The 15,250-nt window shown below is 70.3% G+C and carries 13 protein-coding genes; 8 read left to right on the top strand and 5 right to left on the bottom strand.

Annotated elements, in window-relative coordinates:
• The first annotated feature begins 313 nt into the window (after positions 1 to 313).
• The gene (locus CLV71_RS40700; RefSeq protein ID WP_133908290.1) at positions 314 to 829 is read left to right on the top strand and encodes a hypothetical protein; all 516 of its coding nucleotides are present in this window, start codon (positions 314 to 316) and stop codon (positions 827 to 829) included.
• A 60-nt stretch (positions 830 to 889) separates the two neighbouring features.
• On the opposite strand, the gene CLV71_RS40695 is transcribed toward CLV71_RS40700, so the two are convergent.
• The gene (locus CLV71_RS40695; protein WP_243867266.1) at positions 890 to 2,902 is read right to left on the bottom strand and encodes a prolyl oligopeptidase family serine peptidase; all 2,013 of its coding nucleotides are present in this window, start codon (positions 2,900 to 2,902) and stop codon (positions 890 to 892) included.
• Positions 2,903 to 2,918: 16 nt separating this feature from the next.
• A complete protein-coding gene (gene add, locus CLV71_RS40690; protein WP_133908288.1) occupies positions 2,919 to 3,956 on the bottom strand; it encodes an adenosine deaminase in 1,038 nt (345 codons plus the stop codon).
• Positions 3,957 to 4,172: 216 nt separating this feature from the next.
• On the opposite strand from add, the gene CLV71_RS40685 reads away from it, so the two are divergent.
• Complete coding sequence (locus tag CLV71_RS40685; protein ID WP_166664463.1) at positions 4,173 to 5,666, top strand: DUF4192 domain-containing protein; 1,494 nt, start codon at positions 4,173 to 4,175, stop codon at positions 5,664 to 5,666.
• On the opposite strand, the gene galE is transcribed toward CLV71_RS40685, so the two are convergent.
• The 3 genes from galE to CLV71_RS40670 form a co-directional block, all read right to left on the bottom strand.
• A complete protein-coding gene (galE, locus tag CLV71_RS40680; protein WP_133908286.1) occupies positions 5,641 to 6,603 on the bottom strand; it encodes a UDP-glucose 4-epimerase GalE in 963 nt (320 codons plus the stop codon). The genes CLV71_RS40685 and galE overlap by 26 nt on opposite strands.
• A 29-nt stretch (positions 6,604 to 6,632) precedes the next feature.
• Complete coding sequence (gene galK, locus CLV71_RS40675) at positions 6,633 to 7,802, bottom strand: galactokinase (protein WP_133908421.1); 1,170 nt, start codon at positions 7,800 to 7,802, stop codon at positions 6,633 to 6,635.
• Positions 7,803 to 8,004: 202 nt separating this feature from the next.
• Entirely contained in the window at positions 8,005 to 8,700 is a 696-nt protein-coding gene (locus CLV71_RS40670) for an iron-dependent transcriptional repressor DtxR (RefSeq protein ID WP_133908285.1), read from the bottom strand.
• 130 nt (positions 8,701 to 8,830) lie between these two features.
• Here CLV71_RS40670 and CLV71_RS40665 point away from each other — a divergent pair, with 130 nt between their 5' ends.
• From CLV71_RS40665 to CLV71_RS40645, 6 genes are all read left to right on the top strand, one after another.
• Positions 8,831 to 9,712 (top strand): sulfurtransferase, encoded by an 882-nt coding sequence (locus CLV71_RS40665; protein WP_133908284.1) that lies wholly within the window; start codon positions 8,831 to 8,833, stop codon positions 9,710 to 9,712.
• A gap of 329 nt (positions 9,713 to 10,041) precedes the next feature.
• The gene (locus CLV71_RS48170; RefSeq protein ID WP_166664461.1) at positions 10,042 to 10,182 is read left to right on the top strand and encodes a hypothetical protein; all 141 of its coding nucleotides are present in this window, start codon (positions 10,042 to 10,044) and stop codon (positions 10,180 to 10,182) included.
• Positions 10,183 to 10,401: 219 nt separating this feature from the next.
• Positions 10,402 to 11,577: an acetoin utilization protein AcuC gene (locus CLV71_RS40660; RefSeq protein ID WP_133908283.1), complete on the top strand. Its 1,176-nt coding sequence runs from the start codon at positions 10,402 to 10,404 to the stop codon at positions 11,575 to 11,577.
• Between the two features lie 6 nt (positions 11,578 to 11,583).
• The gene (locus tag CLV71_RS40655; protein ID WP_133908282.1) at positions 11,584 to 14,253 is read left to right on the top strand and encodes a bifunctional acetate--CoA ligase family protein/GNAT family N-acetyltransferase; all 2,670 of its coding nucleotides are present in this window, start codon (positions 11,584 to 11,586) and stop codon (positions 14,251 to 14,253) included.
• A gap of 52 nt (positions 14,254 to 14,305) precedes the next feature.
• Positions 14,306 to 14,779 carry a hypothetical protein gene (locus tag CLV71_RS40650; protein WP_133908281.1) on the top strand — a complete coding sequence of 158 codons (474 nt, stop codon included), beginning with the start codon at positions 14,306 to 14,308 and terminating at the stop codon, positions 14,777 to 14,779.
• 166 nt (positions 14,780 to 14,945) lie between these two features.
• The gene (locus CLV71_RS40645) at positions 14,946 to 15,227 is read left to right on the top strand and encodes a hypothetical protein (RefSeq protein ID WP_133908280.1); all 282 of its coding nucleotides are present in this window, start codon (positions 14,946 to 14,948) and stop codon (positions 15,225 to 15,227) included.
• Positions 15,228 to 15,250: the final 23 nt, after the last annotated feature.

The raw sequence follows: 15,250 nt of genomic DNA, 5'->3' as shown, positions 1-15,250 counted from the left end.
GAGAACACAAGGCCGGCCAGGAACAGGAGTACCTGAGCCCCCGCTCAGGCTTCGCCGCCTTCTCGTTGGCGGTGTCGATCTTCGCCGCGATGAAGGTGCGGACCGCCTCGGCCTGGTCCTGGCGCAGCGACGCGATGCGTTCGTTCTCCTCGGCTTCCGCGCGTATTCGCTGCAACGCCGCCTCCTGTAGGTGTAGCTCGGCGTTGATCTCGTCGATCAGATTGCCAAGGCGCTCGGGCTCGTCGAGCGGAGCCGTTCCGAACGAGTGGCCAGAGCAGTTGGTCGCGGCGTCGCGACCGTGTCCGAGGATGTCGTGGCGGCGGTCGGGTTCCAACGGTGGCTCACCGGTGCCGACCGTGGTTCCCGCGTGCCTCCCCGGCGGATCTGGGTCGCCATCACGGTGGCGGTGGTCGTCTTGCTCGCCCTGGGATTCATGTCAGGGGTATTGGTCTCGGCCGACGAGTCCGAGTCCGCCGGAACGGCCGCCGAGGGCTCCGCGTCGTCCGCTGAGCCGACCAAGCCGCCGTCGCAGGGTCTGCCGCCCCTCATCGGCCGAGCCGACGTGACTGTGACGAACGAGCGCACACAACGGGTGTTCGCGTTCCTGAAGGTGGGCGATCGCTACTATCCCCGCCAGCCGTGCGTCCTCGTCGACAAGCTGTGGCAGTGCGTGGGAACCGACGTACCGCGGTCCGATGTCGACATTCCCACACGGTTGGTCGCCATCGCCGTGCCTGTGGGTGAGGTCGAGGAACTGCTGGTGAAGTCATGGGGTGACCAGCCGACCGAGCGGGCACCAGAGTGGGGCAAAGAAGTGCCTGTCACCTGACGTCGCCACGCCGTCGGTACGGCTCGCGTCCCTGCGAGCCGTACCGGCGACGACGCCGTGTCAGGCGGTCGGGTTGCCGGCCAACTGCTGCCACAGGAACTCGAACACCAGGGCCCACTTGAACGCCAGTTGCTCGTTGTCCGCCGCCGCGCCGTGGCCGCCTTCGATGTTCTCGTAGTAGCGCACGTCGTAACCCAGTTCGGTCAGGCGCGCCATCATCTTGCGGGCGTGGCCGGGGTGTACCCGGTCGTCCCGTGTGGACGTCAGGATGAAGGTCGGTGGGTACGGGCGGTCCGCCGCAACGTTCTGGTACGGCGAGTACTCCTTGAGGTACGCCCACTCCTCCGGCTCGTCCGGGTCGCCGTACTCGGCCATCCACGACGCACCCGCCAGCAGAGTGTGGTAGCGCCGCATGTCCAGCAGCGGCACCTGGCACACGATCGCGCCGAACAGCTCCGGGTACCGCGTCAGCATCACGCCCATCAGCAGTCCGCCGTTGGAGCCGCCCTGGATGCCGAGGCGTTCCGGTGTCGTGATGCCCCGTGTCACGAGGTCGCGGGCCACCGCCGCGAAGTCCTCGTACACGCGCAGTCGGTGCTCCTTCTGCACCGACTGGTGCCACTCCGGCCCGTACTCGCCGCCACCGCGGATGTTCGCCACCACGTACTGGCCACCGCGGGCGAGCCAGCCGCGTCCGGTCGTGCCGCTGTAGCCGGGGGTGAGCGACACCTCGAAGCCGCCGTAGCCGGTCATCAGTGTCGGACCGTCGTTCTCCTGACCGACCACGAAGTACGGGATCTGCGTGCCGTCGTCGGACGTCGCGAAGTACTGGTGGGTCGAGAGCCCTTCCGCGTCGAAGAACGTCGGCGCACGCTTCACCGCCGCTACGTGGCCGCCGATCTCGCCGTAGTAGAGCGTCGCGGGCTGGGTGTAGCCGCTCGCGTTGAGGAAGTACTCGTCGTCGACGTCCGGGTTCGTGTCGAGGATGTCCGCCGAGCCGACTTCGGGCACGCCGGTGAGTGGCGTCCGCGCCCAGTCCTGTACGGGCGTGAGCACCTCGAACCGGCTCTTCACGTCCTGCAGTGACGCGATGACGAGATGGTTGCGGGTCCACACCTGGTAGGACAGCGACGTGTGCTCGTCCGGCTCGAACAGGACGGTCAGGTCCCGCGCGCCTGCGAGGTAGTCGTCGAACCGAGCCGCGAGCAGCGCACCGGCCGGATAGGTCGTGTCTCCCACCGTCCACGGTGTCCTGGTACTGATCAGCAGCCACTCGCGGTGCACCGACGTCTCCGCGTCGTCCGGCACGTCCACCTTGACCAGCTCCCCGCCCGGGCGGCGCAGGAACTTCTCCGTGCGGTAGAAGTCGACGTTCCGGTACACGAAGTCGCGCTCGAAGCCCTCGGTCGGGTCGTGGTACGCGCCGGCCGACACGTCGTCCGGCTTGCCCTCGAACACGGTGACCGCCTCGGACAGTGGGGTGCCGCGCCGCCACTCCTTGGCGATCCTCGGGTAGCCGGACGCGGTGAGCGAGCCCTCACCGAAGTCCGTCCCGACGAAGAGCCTGTCCTCGTCGATCCAGCCGACCCGGCTCTTCGCCTCCGGCAACGTGAAGCCGCCCTCGACGAACGTCTTCGTCTCGAGGTCGAACTCGCGTACCACGCTCGCGTCCGCACCACCACGTGACAGCTCGACCAGTGCCAGGCGGTAGCCCGGCCGGAGCACCGTCGCGCCCTGCCAGACCCAGCTCTCGTCCTCGGCCCTGGCGAGCGCGTCGACATCCACCACCAGCTCCCACTCGGGGTCGTCCGTGCGGTACGAGTCGAGCGTCGTGCGCCGCCACAGGCCGCGCGGGTTGGTGGCGTCCTGCCAGAAGTTGTACAGGTACCGGCCCCGCCTGCGCGGGTACGGGATCCGGTCGTCTGCGTCGAGGACCTCGCGGAGCTCGTCGCGCAGGCCGGTGAACCGTTCGCCGGTCAGCTCGGCGACGGCGGTGGCGTTGCGTTCCCTCACCCAGTCCAGGGCGGTTTCGCCGGTGACCTCTTCGAGCCAGAGGTACGGGTCGTCTGTCATGACACGAGTCTGCCCCTCAGCCATCGTGTGTGCGCCTCCCTTCGGTGTCGTACTGGCGCTCGACGGCATCGATCTCGGCCAGGAGAGCCGTCGTGCGGTCCGGCTCGCGGAACGAGGCACGCACCCCCGTCCTGGCCAGGTCCGCGAGCTCACCCCGGCTCAACCCGAACTGCTCGTGCACGAGCAGGTACTCACGGTTGAGATCGGTGTGGAACATGCCGGGGTCGTCGGTGGCCAGCGTGACCGGCACTCCCGCGTCCAACAACCGGGGCAGCGGGTGCTCGGCGAGCGTGGCCACCGCCCTCGTGCGGATGTTGGAGCTCGGGCACACCTCCAGGGGGATGCCCTCGCCCGCGAGATGTGCGAGCAGGTTCGGGTCGCGCACGGCACTGGTGCCGTGACCGATGCGCTCGGCGTGCAGGTTGAGGAGCGCCGACCAGATGGTCTTCGGTCCGGTGGTCTCACCCGCGTGCGGCACCAGGTGCAGGCCACCGTCGCGGGCCATGTCGAACGGGACCTGGTAGCGCTCGCGTGGCACGCCGACCTCGTTCCCACCCAGGCCGAAGCCGACCGTGCCCTCCGGCCGGTACCGCAGCACCCACTCCGCGGTCTGGACACCTGCCGCGTAACCGAGCGAGCCGGCGATGTCGAACACCCAGGCCAGCTCGACGCGGTGTTGCTCCCATCCCAGCCGGCGGCCGGTGGTGAGCGCCTCCGCCAACTCGTCCGGCTCGATGCCGAGCATGACGTGCGGCACCGGCGTGACGGTCACCTCCGCGTAGCGCACGCGGTTGGCGGCGAGGTCACGCGCGAGCCCGACGGCGAGCGCGGTGATGTCCGCGCCCGTGACCACGAGACTGGTGACCTTGACGTACACGTCGATGAAGTGTGCGAAGTCGGTGAACTCGTAGAAGGCGCGTAACCGCTCACGCTCCGTCGGGACGTCCTGGTCGGGGTGGCGGCGCGCCAGCTCCAGGACGGTGTCGAGGGAGGCCGAACCGACCAGGTGTACATGGAGTTCGGGCTTCGGGAGTTGTTCGATGAAGTCACGCACAAGGCCATGGTGCACGACGGTGCCGACAATTTCTTCTCACTCTCGGTGCGATTTCGACAAAGGCTCCATTCACACCGGATCCGAGGGGCGCGCACCTTACTCCGCGCCACCGACAGTTCCGCTGGTTCGTCGGCGAGTTGTCCACAGCCCACCCAGTTGTCCACAGATCGACCTCGACGTCCCCCACGGGACCGCCGGAGCGCGCATCGTGGACGCATGACAACTTCGTCCTCGCACACGCACATCCGGCTACGTGATCTGTCCGAACTGGTCGCAGGCATCCCTTACGTCATCGGCTTCCCGCCCACGAACTCGTTGGTGCTGTTCACCTTTCGTCGATGTCCAGAGCTTCGGCTGTCCACGACGATCCGTGTGGACCTGCCCAGACCGGAGCACATACCGCTCGTCGTCACCGAACTCACGGCGGCGGTGGTGAGGAACGACGCCGTGGCGGTTGTCGCCGTCGTCGTCGGCGACGACGGGCCGGAGCACGGGCTGCTCGTCGACGTGCTCCGAAAGATGTTGGCGGACAAGGACATCCTGCTGTCGCACTCGTCCTGGGTCTCGAAGATCGCCCATGGTGAGGTGTGGTGGTGCTACGACGATCCACTGTGTACCGGCACGGTGCCGGACCCGCAGAGCTCCGCGTTGGCCGCGGCCAGAGCTGTCGCGGGCGACACTACTTATACAAGCCGGGAGGCCATGGCGGCGAACCTGGCCGCCGACTCGAAAGAAGTGCTGGAGCGTAGGAGGAAACTGCTGAGCGCCTACCGGATCGCCTGGCCGGACGGTGACATCGACACGGATCTGCGCGCGGATCTCGCACTGGTCGGGCACACCCTGGAAAGGGCGAGAAGCTCCTACGATCCACCGATCCTGACCGACCTCCAGCTGGTCCGGCTGGCGCGGGCGTTGTCACGGACACCGGTCAGGGACGAGTGTCTGGCCGTGGTCGTGTCCGACGAATCCGAGGCAGCGGAGCGCCTCTGGACGGTACTGGTGCGGGGCCTACCCGCGCCGGAACGAGCGGAACCGGCGTTCCTCCTGGCGATGTCCGCCTATCTCCGCGGCGAGGGCGTGGTGGCCGGTCTGGCGCTGAAGATCGTCATGGAGGCGAATCCCCTGCACGACCTGGCGGTGCTCCTCGACCGCGCGCTCCAGATGGGCATCTCCCCGGACGAGGTGAGAAGCCTGCTCGTGATGAGCATCCTCAGGAACGACGAGGCACAGACCGACTCGGCCGAGGAGGAGGACGACGACCCACCATGGGACACGACACCCGAGCCAGACCCCACCACCGCACCCGCTCAGGAGGCGCCACAGGACGAACCAGTGGACTGTTGCCCCGAGTCAGGGTGCGACGATGCCGGTTCCTGCGACGCGACGCTCATGTTCCTCATGCCACCCGAACCGACAGCGCGGTCGGAAGTCCCGGTGTTCAGCGCGCTCGCGTTGGTCGGATCGTCCGGTCCAGGCGTGGTGGCAGTCGACGACGGTCTGGGTTTCGGGCCCTGGTACCCAGGCCTGGTGGCGATGGCCGACCCGGGGCGAGTTCCGGTCACGGAACCACCCCGGATCGCACCGGGGCCGCTGGGCAGGCGGGATGCCGCGGCTTTGGGCATCTCCGGTGGTGCGCCGGTCCAGCGCACCACCATGGACGCCCTCGCCGGGTACCTGCCGCCGCCTATCGAGCGGCGCGAGCCCGGGTGAACTCCCAGGCGTCGCGGACGATGACCTCGAGGTCCACGTGCTCGGGCTTCCAGCCGAGCTCGTCGCGTGCACGGTCGCTCGCGGCAACCAGCGCGGGCGGGTCGCCCGGGCGACGGTCCTTGATCTCGGCCGGGATGGGGTGACCGGTGACCTGCCTGCAGGTCTCGATGACCTCACGCACCGAGAAACCGCTGCCGCTGCCGAGGTTGTAGATGTGGTGGCTGCCCGGCTTGGCGAACTCGAGCGCGAGCAGGTGCGCCTCGGCGAGGTCGGCGACGTGGATGTAGTCGCGGATGCAGGTGCCGTCCGTCGTCGGGTAGTCCTCGCCGTACACGTGGATCGACTCGCGCTGGCCGAGGGCGACCTGCAGGACCAGCGGGATGAGGTGGGTCTCGGTGGTGTGGCGCTCGCCGTAGCCGCCCCACGCGCCCGCGACGTTGAAGTACCGCAGGCTGACAGCGCCGAGCCCGTGCGCCTGCGCGTACGAGGTGATGGCGTGGTCGATGGCGAGCTTGGTCGCGCCGTAGGTGTTGGTGGGCCGTGTCGGGGCGGTCTCCTGGATGGGGATGACCTCGGCCTCCCCGTACACGGCGGCCGTCGAGGAGAACACCAGCCGGGGGACTCCGTTGGCCCGCACGGCTTCGAGCAGACGAAGAGAGGTGAGAACGTTGCCGTCCCAGTACTTCTTGGGGTCACTCATCGACTCGGCGACGAGTGACTTCGCGGCGAAGTGGAGCACGCCGTCGAAGCCGTCGGCGAGTAGGTCGCCTGCGGCGTCGGCCAGTTCGGCCTGGACGAACCGGCAGCCCTCGGGCACGGCGTCGGCGTGGCCGGTCGACAGGTCATCGAGTACCACGACCTCGTGGCCGGCCTTCACCAGTCGCGCGGCACACACGCTTCCGACGTACCCGGCACCGCCCGTGACGAGCAGCTTCACCACATTCTCCGTTTCGTTGAGAGGCAAACTCAGGTGTCCCGGCCAGCGCCGGGGGAGGGCACCGCCGTGAACAGGCCGGGTGCGGTCAGTCCGCGTGCGGAGAAGGCCGCCTGCACGCGTTGGCCGGTGGAGGCCACGGCGTCGGCCGGAACGAGTGCGATCGCCGAACCGCCGAAGCCGCCGCCCGTCATCCTGGCGCCCAGTGCGCCCGCGTCGAGGGCGGTGTCCACGGCGAGGTCCAGCTCGAGACAGGAGATGCGGTAGTCGTCGCGCATGCTCGTGTGGGACGCGGTCAACAGGTCGCCTATGTCGGCGATGCGGCCAGCACGCAGGTGCTCGACCGTGCGCACGACACGTGCGTTCTCGGTGACCACGTGACGCACGAGGGGACGGAGCTCGTCCGGCAGGGCCGAGAGAGCGTCGTCGAGGCCGGCGTCGGTGATGTCACGCAGTGCGGCCAGCCCGAGCAGTGACGCTGCGCGCTCGCAGCCTGCGCGGCGCTCGCGATAGCCGGAGTCGCTGTGCGAGTGCTTGGCCTTGGTGTCGATGACCAGAACAGCCAGACCAGCAGAGGAGGTGTCGAAGGGAACCTGCTCCATCTCACCGGAGCGCACGTCGAGGAACAACACGCGGTCGCGCACGCACGAAAGGGATGCGGTCTGGTCGAGCAGACCGGTCGGGACGCCGACGAAGTCGTTCTCGGAGCGCTGCACCCACCTGGCGACTGTGGCGCGGCTCGGCGCGTCCGGATCGTCCAGCTCAACCCCACCCAACCCGAGGAGCGCGAGCGCCGTGGCGCACTGCAACGCATGAGAGGAGGACAGTCCGGCACCCGCGGGGACGTCGCCTGCGACGACGAGGTCGGCGCCACCGCCGAAGCCTTCGGCATTCAGTACCCAGGCCACTCCGGACGGGTACGCGGCCCAGCCGCTGACCGATCCCGGTGCGAGGTCGGCGATCCGGACGGGCGCGGCCTGCTGGGGACGGCCGTCATCGCCGACGGTGGTGACCGCGAGCATGCCGTCGGTACGTGCGGCCGCGGCGACGGCGATCCGGTAGGGCAACGCGAACGGGAGCACGAAGCCGTCGTTGTAGTCGGTGTGCTCGCCGATGAGGTTGACCCGCCCGGGTGCCAACCACACGCCGGCAGGCGGGCGGCCGTGGAGCGTGCGGAACTCGGCGGCGGCGTGATCGGCCACCCGTGACGCGTCGGTCGACGGTGCCCGCGTGCTCCGCGGCTGTGTCGGAGTCGGGGAGGGGGTCGAGGACGGCGACGTGTCCGAGGCTGACGGGTTGTTCGTGGTCTGCGGGTTGTTCGCGGTCGGCGGAGTGGTTGGGGTGGCGCCTCGGCGTGCTTCGGCGCCGTCACGCTCGTTGGTGGTGGTCACGTGGCGGTGGCTGTCACTTCGCGCGGGCGAGGACGGCGTGCAGCACGGTCGGGGGGACCTGCGTCGAACTGTGCTCGCCGCTGACCTCGATCGTGTTGCCGTCGCCCTTGGACGGACCGACGTGGACGGTCTGGCCCGGGATGACGCCGACGCTCCTGAGCTCGGCCATGAGGTCGGGGTCGAGTTGCACGTGCTCGGCGATGCGGCGCACCTCGACCTTGCCGCCGCCGCGGCGGGCGACGTCGTCCATGCGGACGAGGTCGGCCTCCACCGGTGGGGCGGGCTCGCCCTCGCCCAGCTTGTCGAGACCGGGGATGGGGTTGCCGTACGGGGACGTGGTGGGGTTGCCGAGCAGCTTGACCAGCTTGCGCTCGACGGCCTCGCTCATCACGTGCTCCCAGCGGCACGCCTCGCTGTGGACGTGCTCCCACTCCAGACCGATGACGTCGACGAGGAGGCGCTCGGCGAGCCGGTGCTTGCGCATGACGGTGATGGCGAGCGCACGCCCGTGCTCGGTGAGCTCCAGGTGGCGGTCGCCCGCGACGATGACCAGGCCGTCCCGCTCCATGCGGCCGACGGTCTGACTCACGGTCGGACCGCTCTGGCCGAGGCGCTCGGCGAGCCGGGCACGCAGTGGGACGACGCCCTCCTCCTCAAGTTCGTAGATCGTCTTGAGGTACATCTCGGTGGTGTCGATGAGCTCGTTCACGCCGCTTCCCCTTCGTCGTCAACCATGCTAGTCGCTCGCCCGGGTGGAGCAGCGTGGCGGTCACGGGCTGTGAGCAGACACCCGCTGCGGGATCACGGCACGGCAGATCGGGTGAGTGAAGAATAGCGGGGTGACCTCTCCACTGGTGTCGACCACCGACCTCGCCGCGTCGCTGTCCGAAGCCGAGCCGCCCGTCCTGCTGGACGTGCGGTGGCGACTGGGCGGCCCGCCCGGGCGCGACGACTATGTGCGCGGACACCTGCCGGGCGCGGTGTTCCTCGACCTGGACGCCGACCTCGCCGCGCCACCCGGTCCGGGTGGCCGCCACCCCCTGCCCCCGGCCGAGGACCTGCAACGCGTGCTCCGGGCGGCAGGCATACGTGACGGCGCACCGGTGGTGGCGTACGACGCGGACAACGGGTCGATCGCCGCCCGCGCGTGGTGGTTGTTGCGATGGGCAGGCCACGACCGGGTGCGGGTCCTCGACGGTGGCTACGCCGCCTGGGTCGCCGAGGGACGGCCGGTGACCACCGAGGTGCCGGTACCCGCAGCGGGCGACGTGACCGTCCGGCCGGGCCACATGCCGGTGGCGGACGCGGAGGAAGCGGCCGAGCTGGCCCGCGCCGGCGTGCTGCTGGACGCACGGGCACCGGAGCGTTACCGCGGCGACGTGGAACCGATCGACCCGAGGGCCGGTCACGTGCCAGGCGCCAGAAACGCGCCGTTCGCCGCCCACACGGGCGAGGACGGCCGCTGGCGCGCGCCCTCGGAGCTGGCCGAGCACTTCGCAGGTCTGGGAGTGCCTGACGAGAAGGCACCCGACTCCGGAGAGGCGCCAGGCGGCGTCGGGGCCTACTGCGGCTCCGGGGTCACCGCCACGTCCGTGGTGTTGGCGTTGGAGGTCGCGGGGCTCACCAGCGCGGACGCTCCGGCCGTGCTCTACGCGGGTTCGTGGTCCAACTGGAGCGCGGACCCCGAGCGCCCGGTGGCCACCGGAGAAGCGCCTGCCTGACCGCGTTTCGCACAGGCCGTTGTGGAGAGGCGAGACGAGGGCGGGGAAAGGCAAGGCGGAAGGGCCGGGGAGCGCCGGGAGAAGTTAAGACGAGGGAAGCCGGAGGAGCCGGCGGGCGCGAAGAGGCGAGAAGCGCCGGGGGCAGGTAGGAGCAGGCGCGGGAGGTTCGAGGACCGGTGGGGAGAGGCCGAGGAGACCGAACGAGACCGACAGGCGACCGCAGGTGGCGACAGGCGACGACCAGCGGCACCAGGCTGCGACCGGCTGCGACCGGCTGCGACCGGCTGCGACCGGCTGCGGCAGGCGACGGTGGGCGGCGGCGGACTGCGGTGGGCTGCGACCAGCGGTGGCGGGCTGCGGCGGACTGCGGTGGGCTGCGGCGGGCGACGACCAGCGTCCGCAGGCTGCGGCAGGCGGCCACGAGCGACGGCAGACGACGACCACCGGCGGCGGGCTGCGGCAGGCGGTGACGGACTGTGGCAAGCGCTACAGGAAGGCGGCGTGTCGGCGCACCGCGGCTCTTGCCCGCCTCGGCTCACGGCGGTTCTCGCCTGGCTCGGCTCGTCGCGATCCCTGCCCGCCTCGGCGACCAGCCCCGCTGGTAATCCGATACTGCACGTAGGCTGTATACAGAATGCAGAGACGTTGATCGGCGGGCTGTGGTCGGTCTGGGTGGATAGGGTTGTGGCATGGGTTTGCCTGGTTCGGTTGTCTGGGACTCCGCTCTGCTCGGGTACGACCTGGGCGGGGAGCATCCGCTGCATCCGATCCGGTTGGAACTGACCGTTCGGTTGGCTTCGGCGCTCGGGGTGCTCGACGGGGTCGAGCTTCTGGTTCCCGAAGAAGCCACCGACGAGGAGATCGAACGGATCCACGACGCCGGCTACCTCGCCGCCGTGCGGGAGGCGCCTACGGTCGGATGGGACGTCGGCCACGGGTTGGGGACTTCCGACAACCCCGTCTTCGACAACATGCACTCGGCCTCGGCTCGGGTGGTGGGGTCCTCGCTCCTGGCCGCTCGGCAGATCGCCTCGGGGACCACCAAGCGGGCGGTCAGCATCGCGGGTGGGCTGCATCACGCCATGCGGGACCACGCCCACGGGTTCTGTGTCTACAACGACCTCGCCGTGGCCATCTCCTGGTTGTTGGACAACGGGTTCGAGCGGATCGCCTATGTGGACACCGATGTCCACCACGGCGACGGGGTGCAGGCGGCCTTCTACGACGACCCCCGCGTGCTCACCATCTCCCTTCACCAGAACCCTCTGACGCTCTTTCCCGGGACCGGGTTCGCCGACGAGACCGGTGGACCCCAGGCACTTGGCAGTGCCGTCAACGTCGCGCTGCCGCCGCTTACCGGGGACCGTGCCTGGTTGCGGGCCTTCAATGCGGTCGTTCCTTCGCTCCTCGAGGCTTTTCAGCCGCAGCTCCTGGTCAGTCAGTGTGGGGTCGACACCCATGAGGAGGATCCGCTCGCCTCGCTTTCCCTCTCCGTGGACGGGCATCGCGCCATCTACCGGACCGTGCGGGAGCTTGCCGAGCGGTATGCCGGGGGGAACTGGCTTGCTGCCGGGGGTGGTGGGTACGCGCTCCTGCGGGTCGTGCCACGGTCCTGGACCCATCTCATCGCCACCGTCCTCGACCGGGACGTCGCTCCCGACTCCACGCTGCCCAACGAGTGGACCCGGTTCGTGGATCGCATCGCGCCCACCGCCGAGCTGCCCGCGACCATGACCGACAACAAGAGTGTCGACTTCGAGCCTTGGGACGGGGAGGACGGGGACCGGGTCGACAGCGTCATCAAGGAGACCCGGCGGGCCGTCTTCCCCCTGCACGGTCTCGATCCGGACGACCCGAGAGACTGAACACCCATGCATCCGGATCCGTTTGACTACCCCGGCGACTGGGAAGCGGACGTGGTCCTGTCCGACGGCGGGACCGTCCACCTCCGCCCGATCGTGCCCAGCGACGCCGACGCCCTTCTCGCCTTTCACTCGCGGATGTCCGCGCGCACCCGCTACCTCCGGTACTTCGGCGCCTACCCCCAGATCCCCCCGCGCGACCTCGAGCGGTTCACCACCGTCGACCACCGGGACCGGGTGGCGTTCGTGGCCCTGCTCGGGGACGACATCGTCGCCGTGGCCCGCTACGAGCGGATCGATCACGGGCCCACGGCCGAGGTCGCCTTCGTCGTCGAGGACCGGCACCAGAGTCGAGGGCTCGGGCCGATCTTCCTCGAGCATCTCGCCGCCGCTGCCCGGGAGCGGGGGATCCAGCGGTTCGTCGCCGAGGTGCTCGCCGAGAACGCGGCCATGCTCGGGGTCTTCCGGGCCGCCGGCTACCACGTCGCCAGGGAGATCGAGGAAGGCGTCTTCCACCTCACGTTCGCCATCGACCCCACCGACGAGTCCGTCGCCGTCGCCCGGTCCCGGGAGCAGGCCGCCGACGCCAGGAGCGTCCACAACCTCCTGCACCCCCGCTCCGTCGCCCTGATCGGGGCCTCCACCGACCCCGACAAGGTCGGCTACGCCGTGCTCGGCAACCTCCTGCGCGCCGACTTCGCCGGGCCCGTCTTCCCCGTCAACGCCGAGCACCGGGCCGTGCGTGGCGTCCGCGCCTACGCCAGCGTGCTCGACATCCCCGACCCCGTCGACCTCGCCGTGGTCGCGGTGCCCGCCGCGCACATGGACGAGGTCATGGACGCCTGCCTCGCCAAGGGGGTCAAGGCGCTCGTCGTCATCTCCTCCGGGTTCGGGGAGAGCGGGCCCGCGGGCGAGGGGGCGGAGCGCCGCCTCGTCACCGAGGCGCGGGCACACGGGATGCGGGTTGTCGGGCCCAACGCGCTCGGCGTCGTCAACACCGACCCCGCGGTACGGCTCAACGCCACGCTCGCACCCGTTCTGCCCGGTCGTGGACGCGCGGGGTTCTTCAGCCAGTCCGGGGCACTCGGGACGGCGATCCTCGCCGACGCCGAGGCGCGGGGGCTCGGGCTCTCGACGTTCGTGTCCGCGGGCAACCGGGCCGACGTGTCCGGCAACGACCTCCTCCAGTACTGGGCGACCGATCCCGCCACCGACGTCGTGCTGCTCTACCTGGAGTCGTTCGGCAACCCGAGGAAGTTCGCGCGGGTGGCTCGGCGGCTCGGACGGGCCAAGCCGATCGTCGCGGTCAAGTCCGGCCGCAACGCGGTGCTGCCCGCGCTCGCCGCCACCTCGGTCGAGGTGGACGACGCCAGCGTGCAGGCATTGTTCGAGCAGGCCGGAATCATCCGGGTCGAGTCGATCGCGCAGCTCTTCGACACGGCACTCCTCCTCGCCCACCAGCCGCTGCCCCGGGGTGGGCGGGTCGCTGTCGTGGGCAACTCGTCCGCCATCGGGGTTCTCGCCGCGGACGCCGCGCTCGGGCAGGGTCTCGAACTGGCGGGCGGTCCCGTGGACGTCGGGGCCGCCGCGGGACCGGACGTGTTCGCCGACGCCGTTCGTGCCGAGCTGCGGCGCGACGACGTCGACGCGCTCGTCGTGGTCTTCGTGCCGCCGCTGTCCATCCCCGGCACCGCCTACGCTCGCGCGTTGCGGGACGCCGCCGGGGACAAGCCCATTGTCTCCACCTTCCTCGCCACCGAAGGGATTCCGGCCGAACTGGCCGTGCCGGGGCCCGACGGGTCGCCCGCGCGTGGGTCGATCCCCTCCTACCCCAGTCCCGAGCGGGCGGTGCTGGCGCTGGCCAGGGCCACGCGGTACGCGACCTGGCGGTCCGCGCCGCAAGGGCACCTCACGCGGCCGCACGGGATCGACTCGGAGGCCGCGCAGGCGGTCCTCGACGACGTGTTGTCCGAGGTGACCGGGGAGCTGGTCGAGCTGTCGGACGCGGTCGCGGTGCGCCTGCTTTCCTGCTATGGCATCGAGATAGTGCCGCACCGGGTGGTCGGCTCCGCCGACGACGCCGTGGCCGCGGCCGACGAGCTGGGATATCCGGTGGCGGTCAAGGCGACGGGTGAGCGGTGGTGGCGGCGGCCCGACCTGGAAGGCGTGCGGCTCGACCTCGCGACGCCCGAGGCCGTCCGGTCCGCCCACGCGGACCTCGTCGCGCTGGCCGACGTCGCCGACGTGTACGTGCAACGCATGGCACGCAAGGGAATCGGCTGCTCCATCGGGCTGCAGGACGACCCGTCGTTCGGCACCATCGTCTCGTTCGGACTGTCCGGCGTCGTGAGCGACCTGCTCGGGGACCGTGCCTACCGCGCGCTGCCCGTGACCGACACCGACGCCGCCACCCTCGTGCGCGCACCCAAGGCCGCGCCGCTGCTCACCGGCTACCGGGGCAGCGAACCCGCCGACCTCGACGCCCTCGCCGACCTCGTCCTGCGTGTCGCGGCGCTCGCGGAGGACGTGCCGTCGGTGCGGTGGCTCGTGCTCGAACCGATCCTGGCCGGACCTGGAGGTGCGCAGGCCGTCGGCGCCAGGGTGAAGGTCGGTGCGCCGCCTTCGCAGCAGGACAGCGGGCCCCGGCGGCTGCGGTCGCCCGAGTTCCTACGAAAGTAGGGTTTGACCACCCCCGTGCAACCCGGTGCGCGGCCTGTCACGTCCCCCGGACATGAAACGCCTAGGAACCGTGGTCGCCGGCGCACTGCTCCTGCTCGCGAGTGCGTGCGCCGGCCCGCAGGAGAACCAGGAAGCGGGTACCGACCGGTCCACGTCGGCCTCGGCGCCGACGTCGTCGGCCGAACCCGACAGGCAGCCGGCCAGGACGCCGCCCGCCGGTGGTCAGCCGGTCACGTCGCAGCAGCTCGACACGACCGCCCTGCCCCAGAACTACCCGGTGCTGGTCTGGACCGAGGACGGCGGTGCCACCGTCGGCGTCGTCGCCCAGGAGGGCGGCTGCGGCAAGGCGAGCGTCGAGGTGCCGGAGCAGACCGACGCGCAGGTCGTGGTCACCATGATCGAGACGGTGCCCGCCACGCCGCAGAACTGCACGATGGACCTGCGCTACCCGAAGATCACCACCGAGCTGCAGGCGCCGCTCGACGACCGCAAGGTGGTGCTCAGGGCCGAACAGCGCAAGCGCTGACACGACAGGACTCGGGTGGGCCGCTCGTCGGGGGGCGGCCCACCTTCCTGTCGAAAGGATCAGACACAGCTCGGTGAACGGGAGATATCGGTTGGACCTTCGCCCTAACCGTGCCACTCGACCGGGCGAGCACCAGGTGTCGTCGCGAGTCTCACGACAGGAGGCGATGACCATGACGAACGCCAACCACCGGGATCCGGCCGACCAGCCACGGCCGCTGCGGATCATCGCCGCGGGCACCAGTGCGGTCACGCTGATCCTCGGCGGGCTCCCCACGGTGGGGGTGCCGCTGACGCCCGAGGTGACCGGGTGGCTGATGGGGGTGATCGGGGCGCTTTCGGGGCTCGCGGTCGCGTTGTTCGGTGAGCGGAAGGTGACGCCGGTGGCGTCGCCGCGCGACCAGGACGGCCACGCGCTCACGCCGGACACCTCCGAAGCCACGCGGTAGGTCGTGCAACCGGTGGCGGTCCG

The organism is Actinophytocola oryzae (assembly GCF_004364325.1).
GTDB classification, from domain to species: Bacteria; Actinomycetota; Actinomycetes; order Mycobacteriales; family Pseudonocardiaceae; genus Actinophytocola; species Actinophytocola oryzae.
This window is presented reverse-complemented; position numbering and strand designations above follow the sequence as displayed.

Coding starts and splice junctions, on each gene's coding strand:
- CLV71_RS40695 (WP_243867266.1), bottom strand. CDS start 2,902: ATGACAGACGACCCGTACCTCTGGCTCGAAGAGGTCACCGGCGAAACC.
- CLV71_RS40685 (WP_166664463.1), top strand. CDS start 4,173: ATGACAACTTCGTCCTCGCACACGCACATCCGGCTACGTGATCTGTCC.
- CLV71_RS40660 (WP_133908283.1), top strand. CDS start 10,402: ATGGGTTTGCCTGGTTCGGTTGTCTGGGACTCCGCTCTGCTCGGGTAC.
- CLV71_RS40655 (WP_133908282.1), top strand. CDS start 11,584: ATGCATCCGGATCCGTTTGACTACCCCGGCGACTGGGAAGCGGACGTG.
- CLV71_RS40650 (WP_133908281.1), top strand. CDS start 14,306: ATGAAACGCCTAGGAACCGTGGTCGCCGGCGCACTGCTCCTGCTCGCG.
- CLV71_RS40645 (WP_133908280.1), top strand. CDS start 14,946: ATGACCATGACGAACGCCAACCACCGGGATCCGGCCGACCAGCCACGG.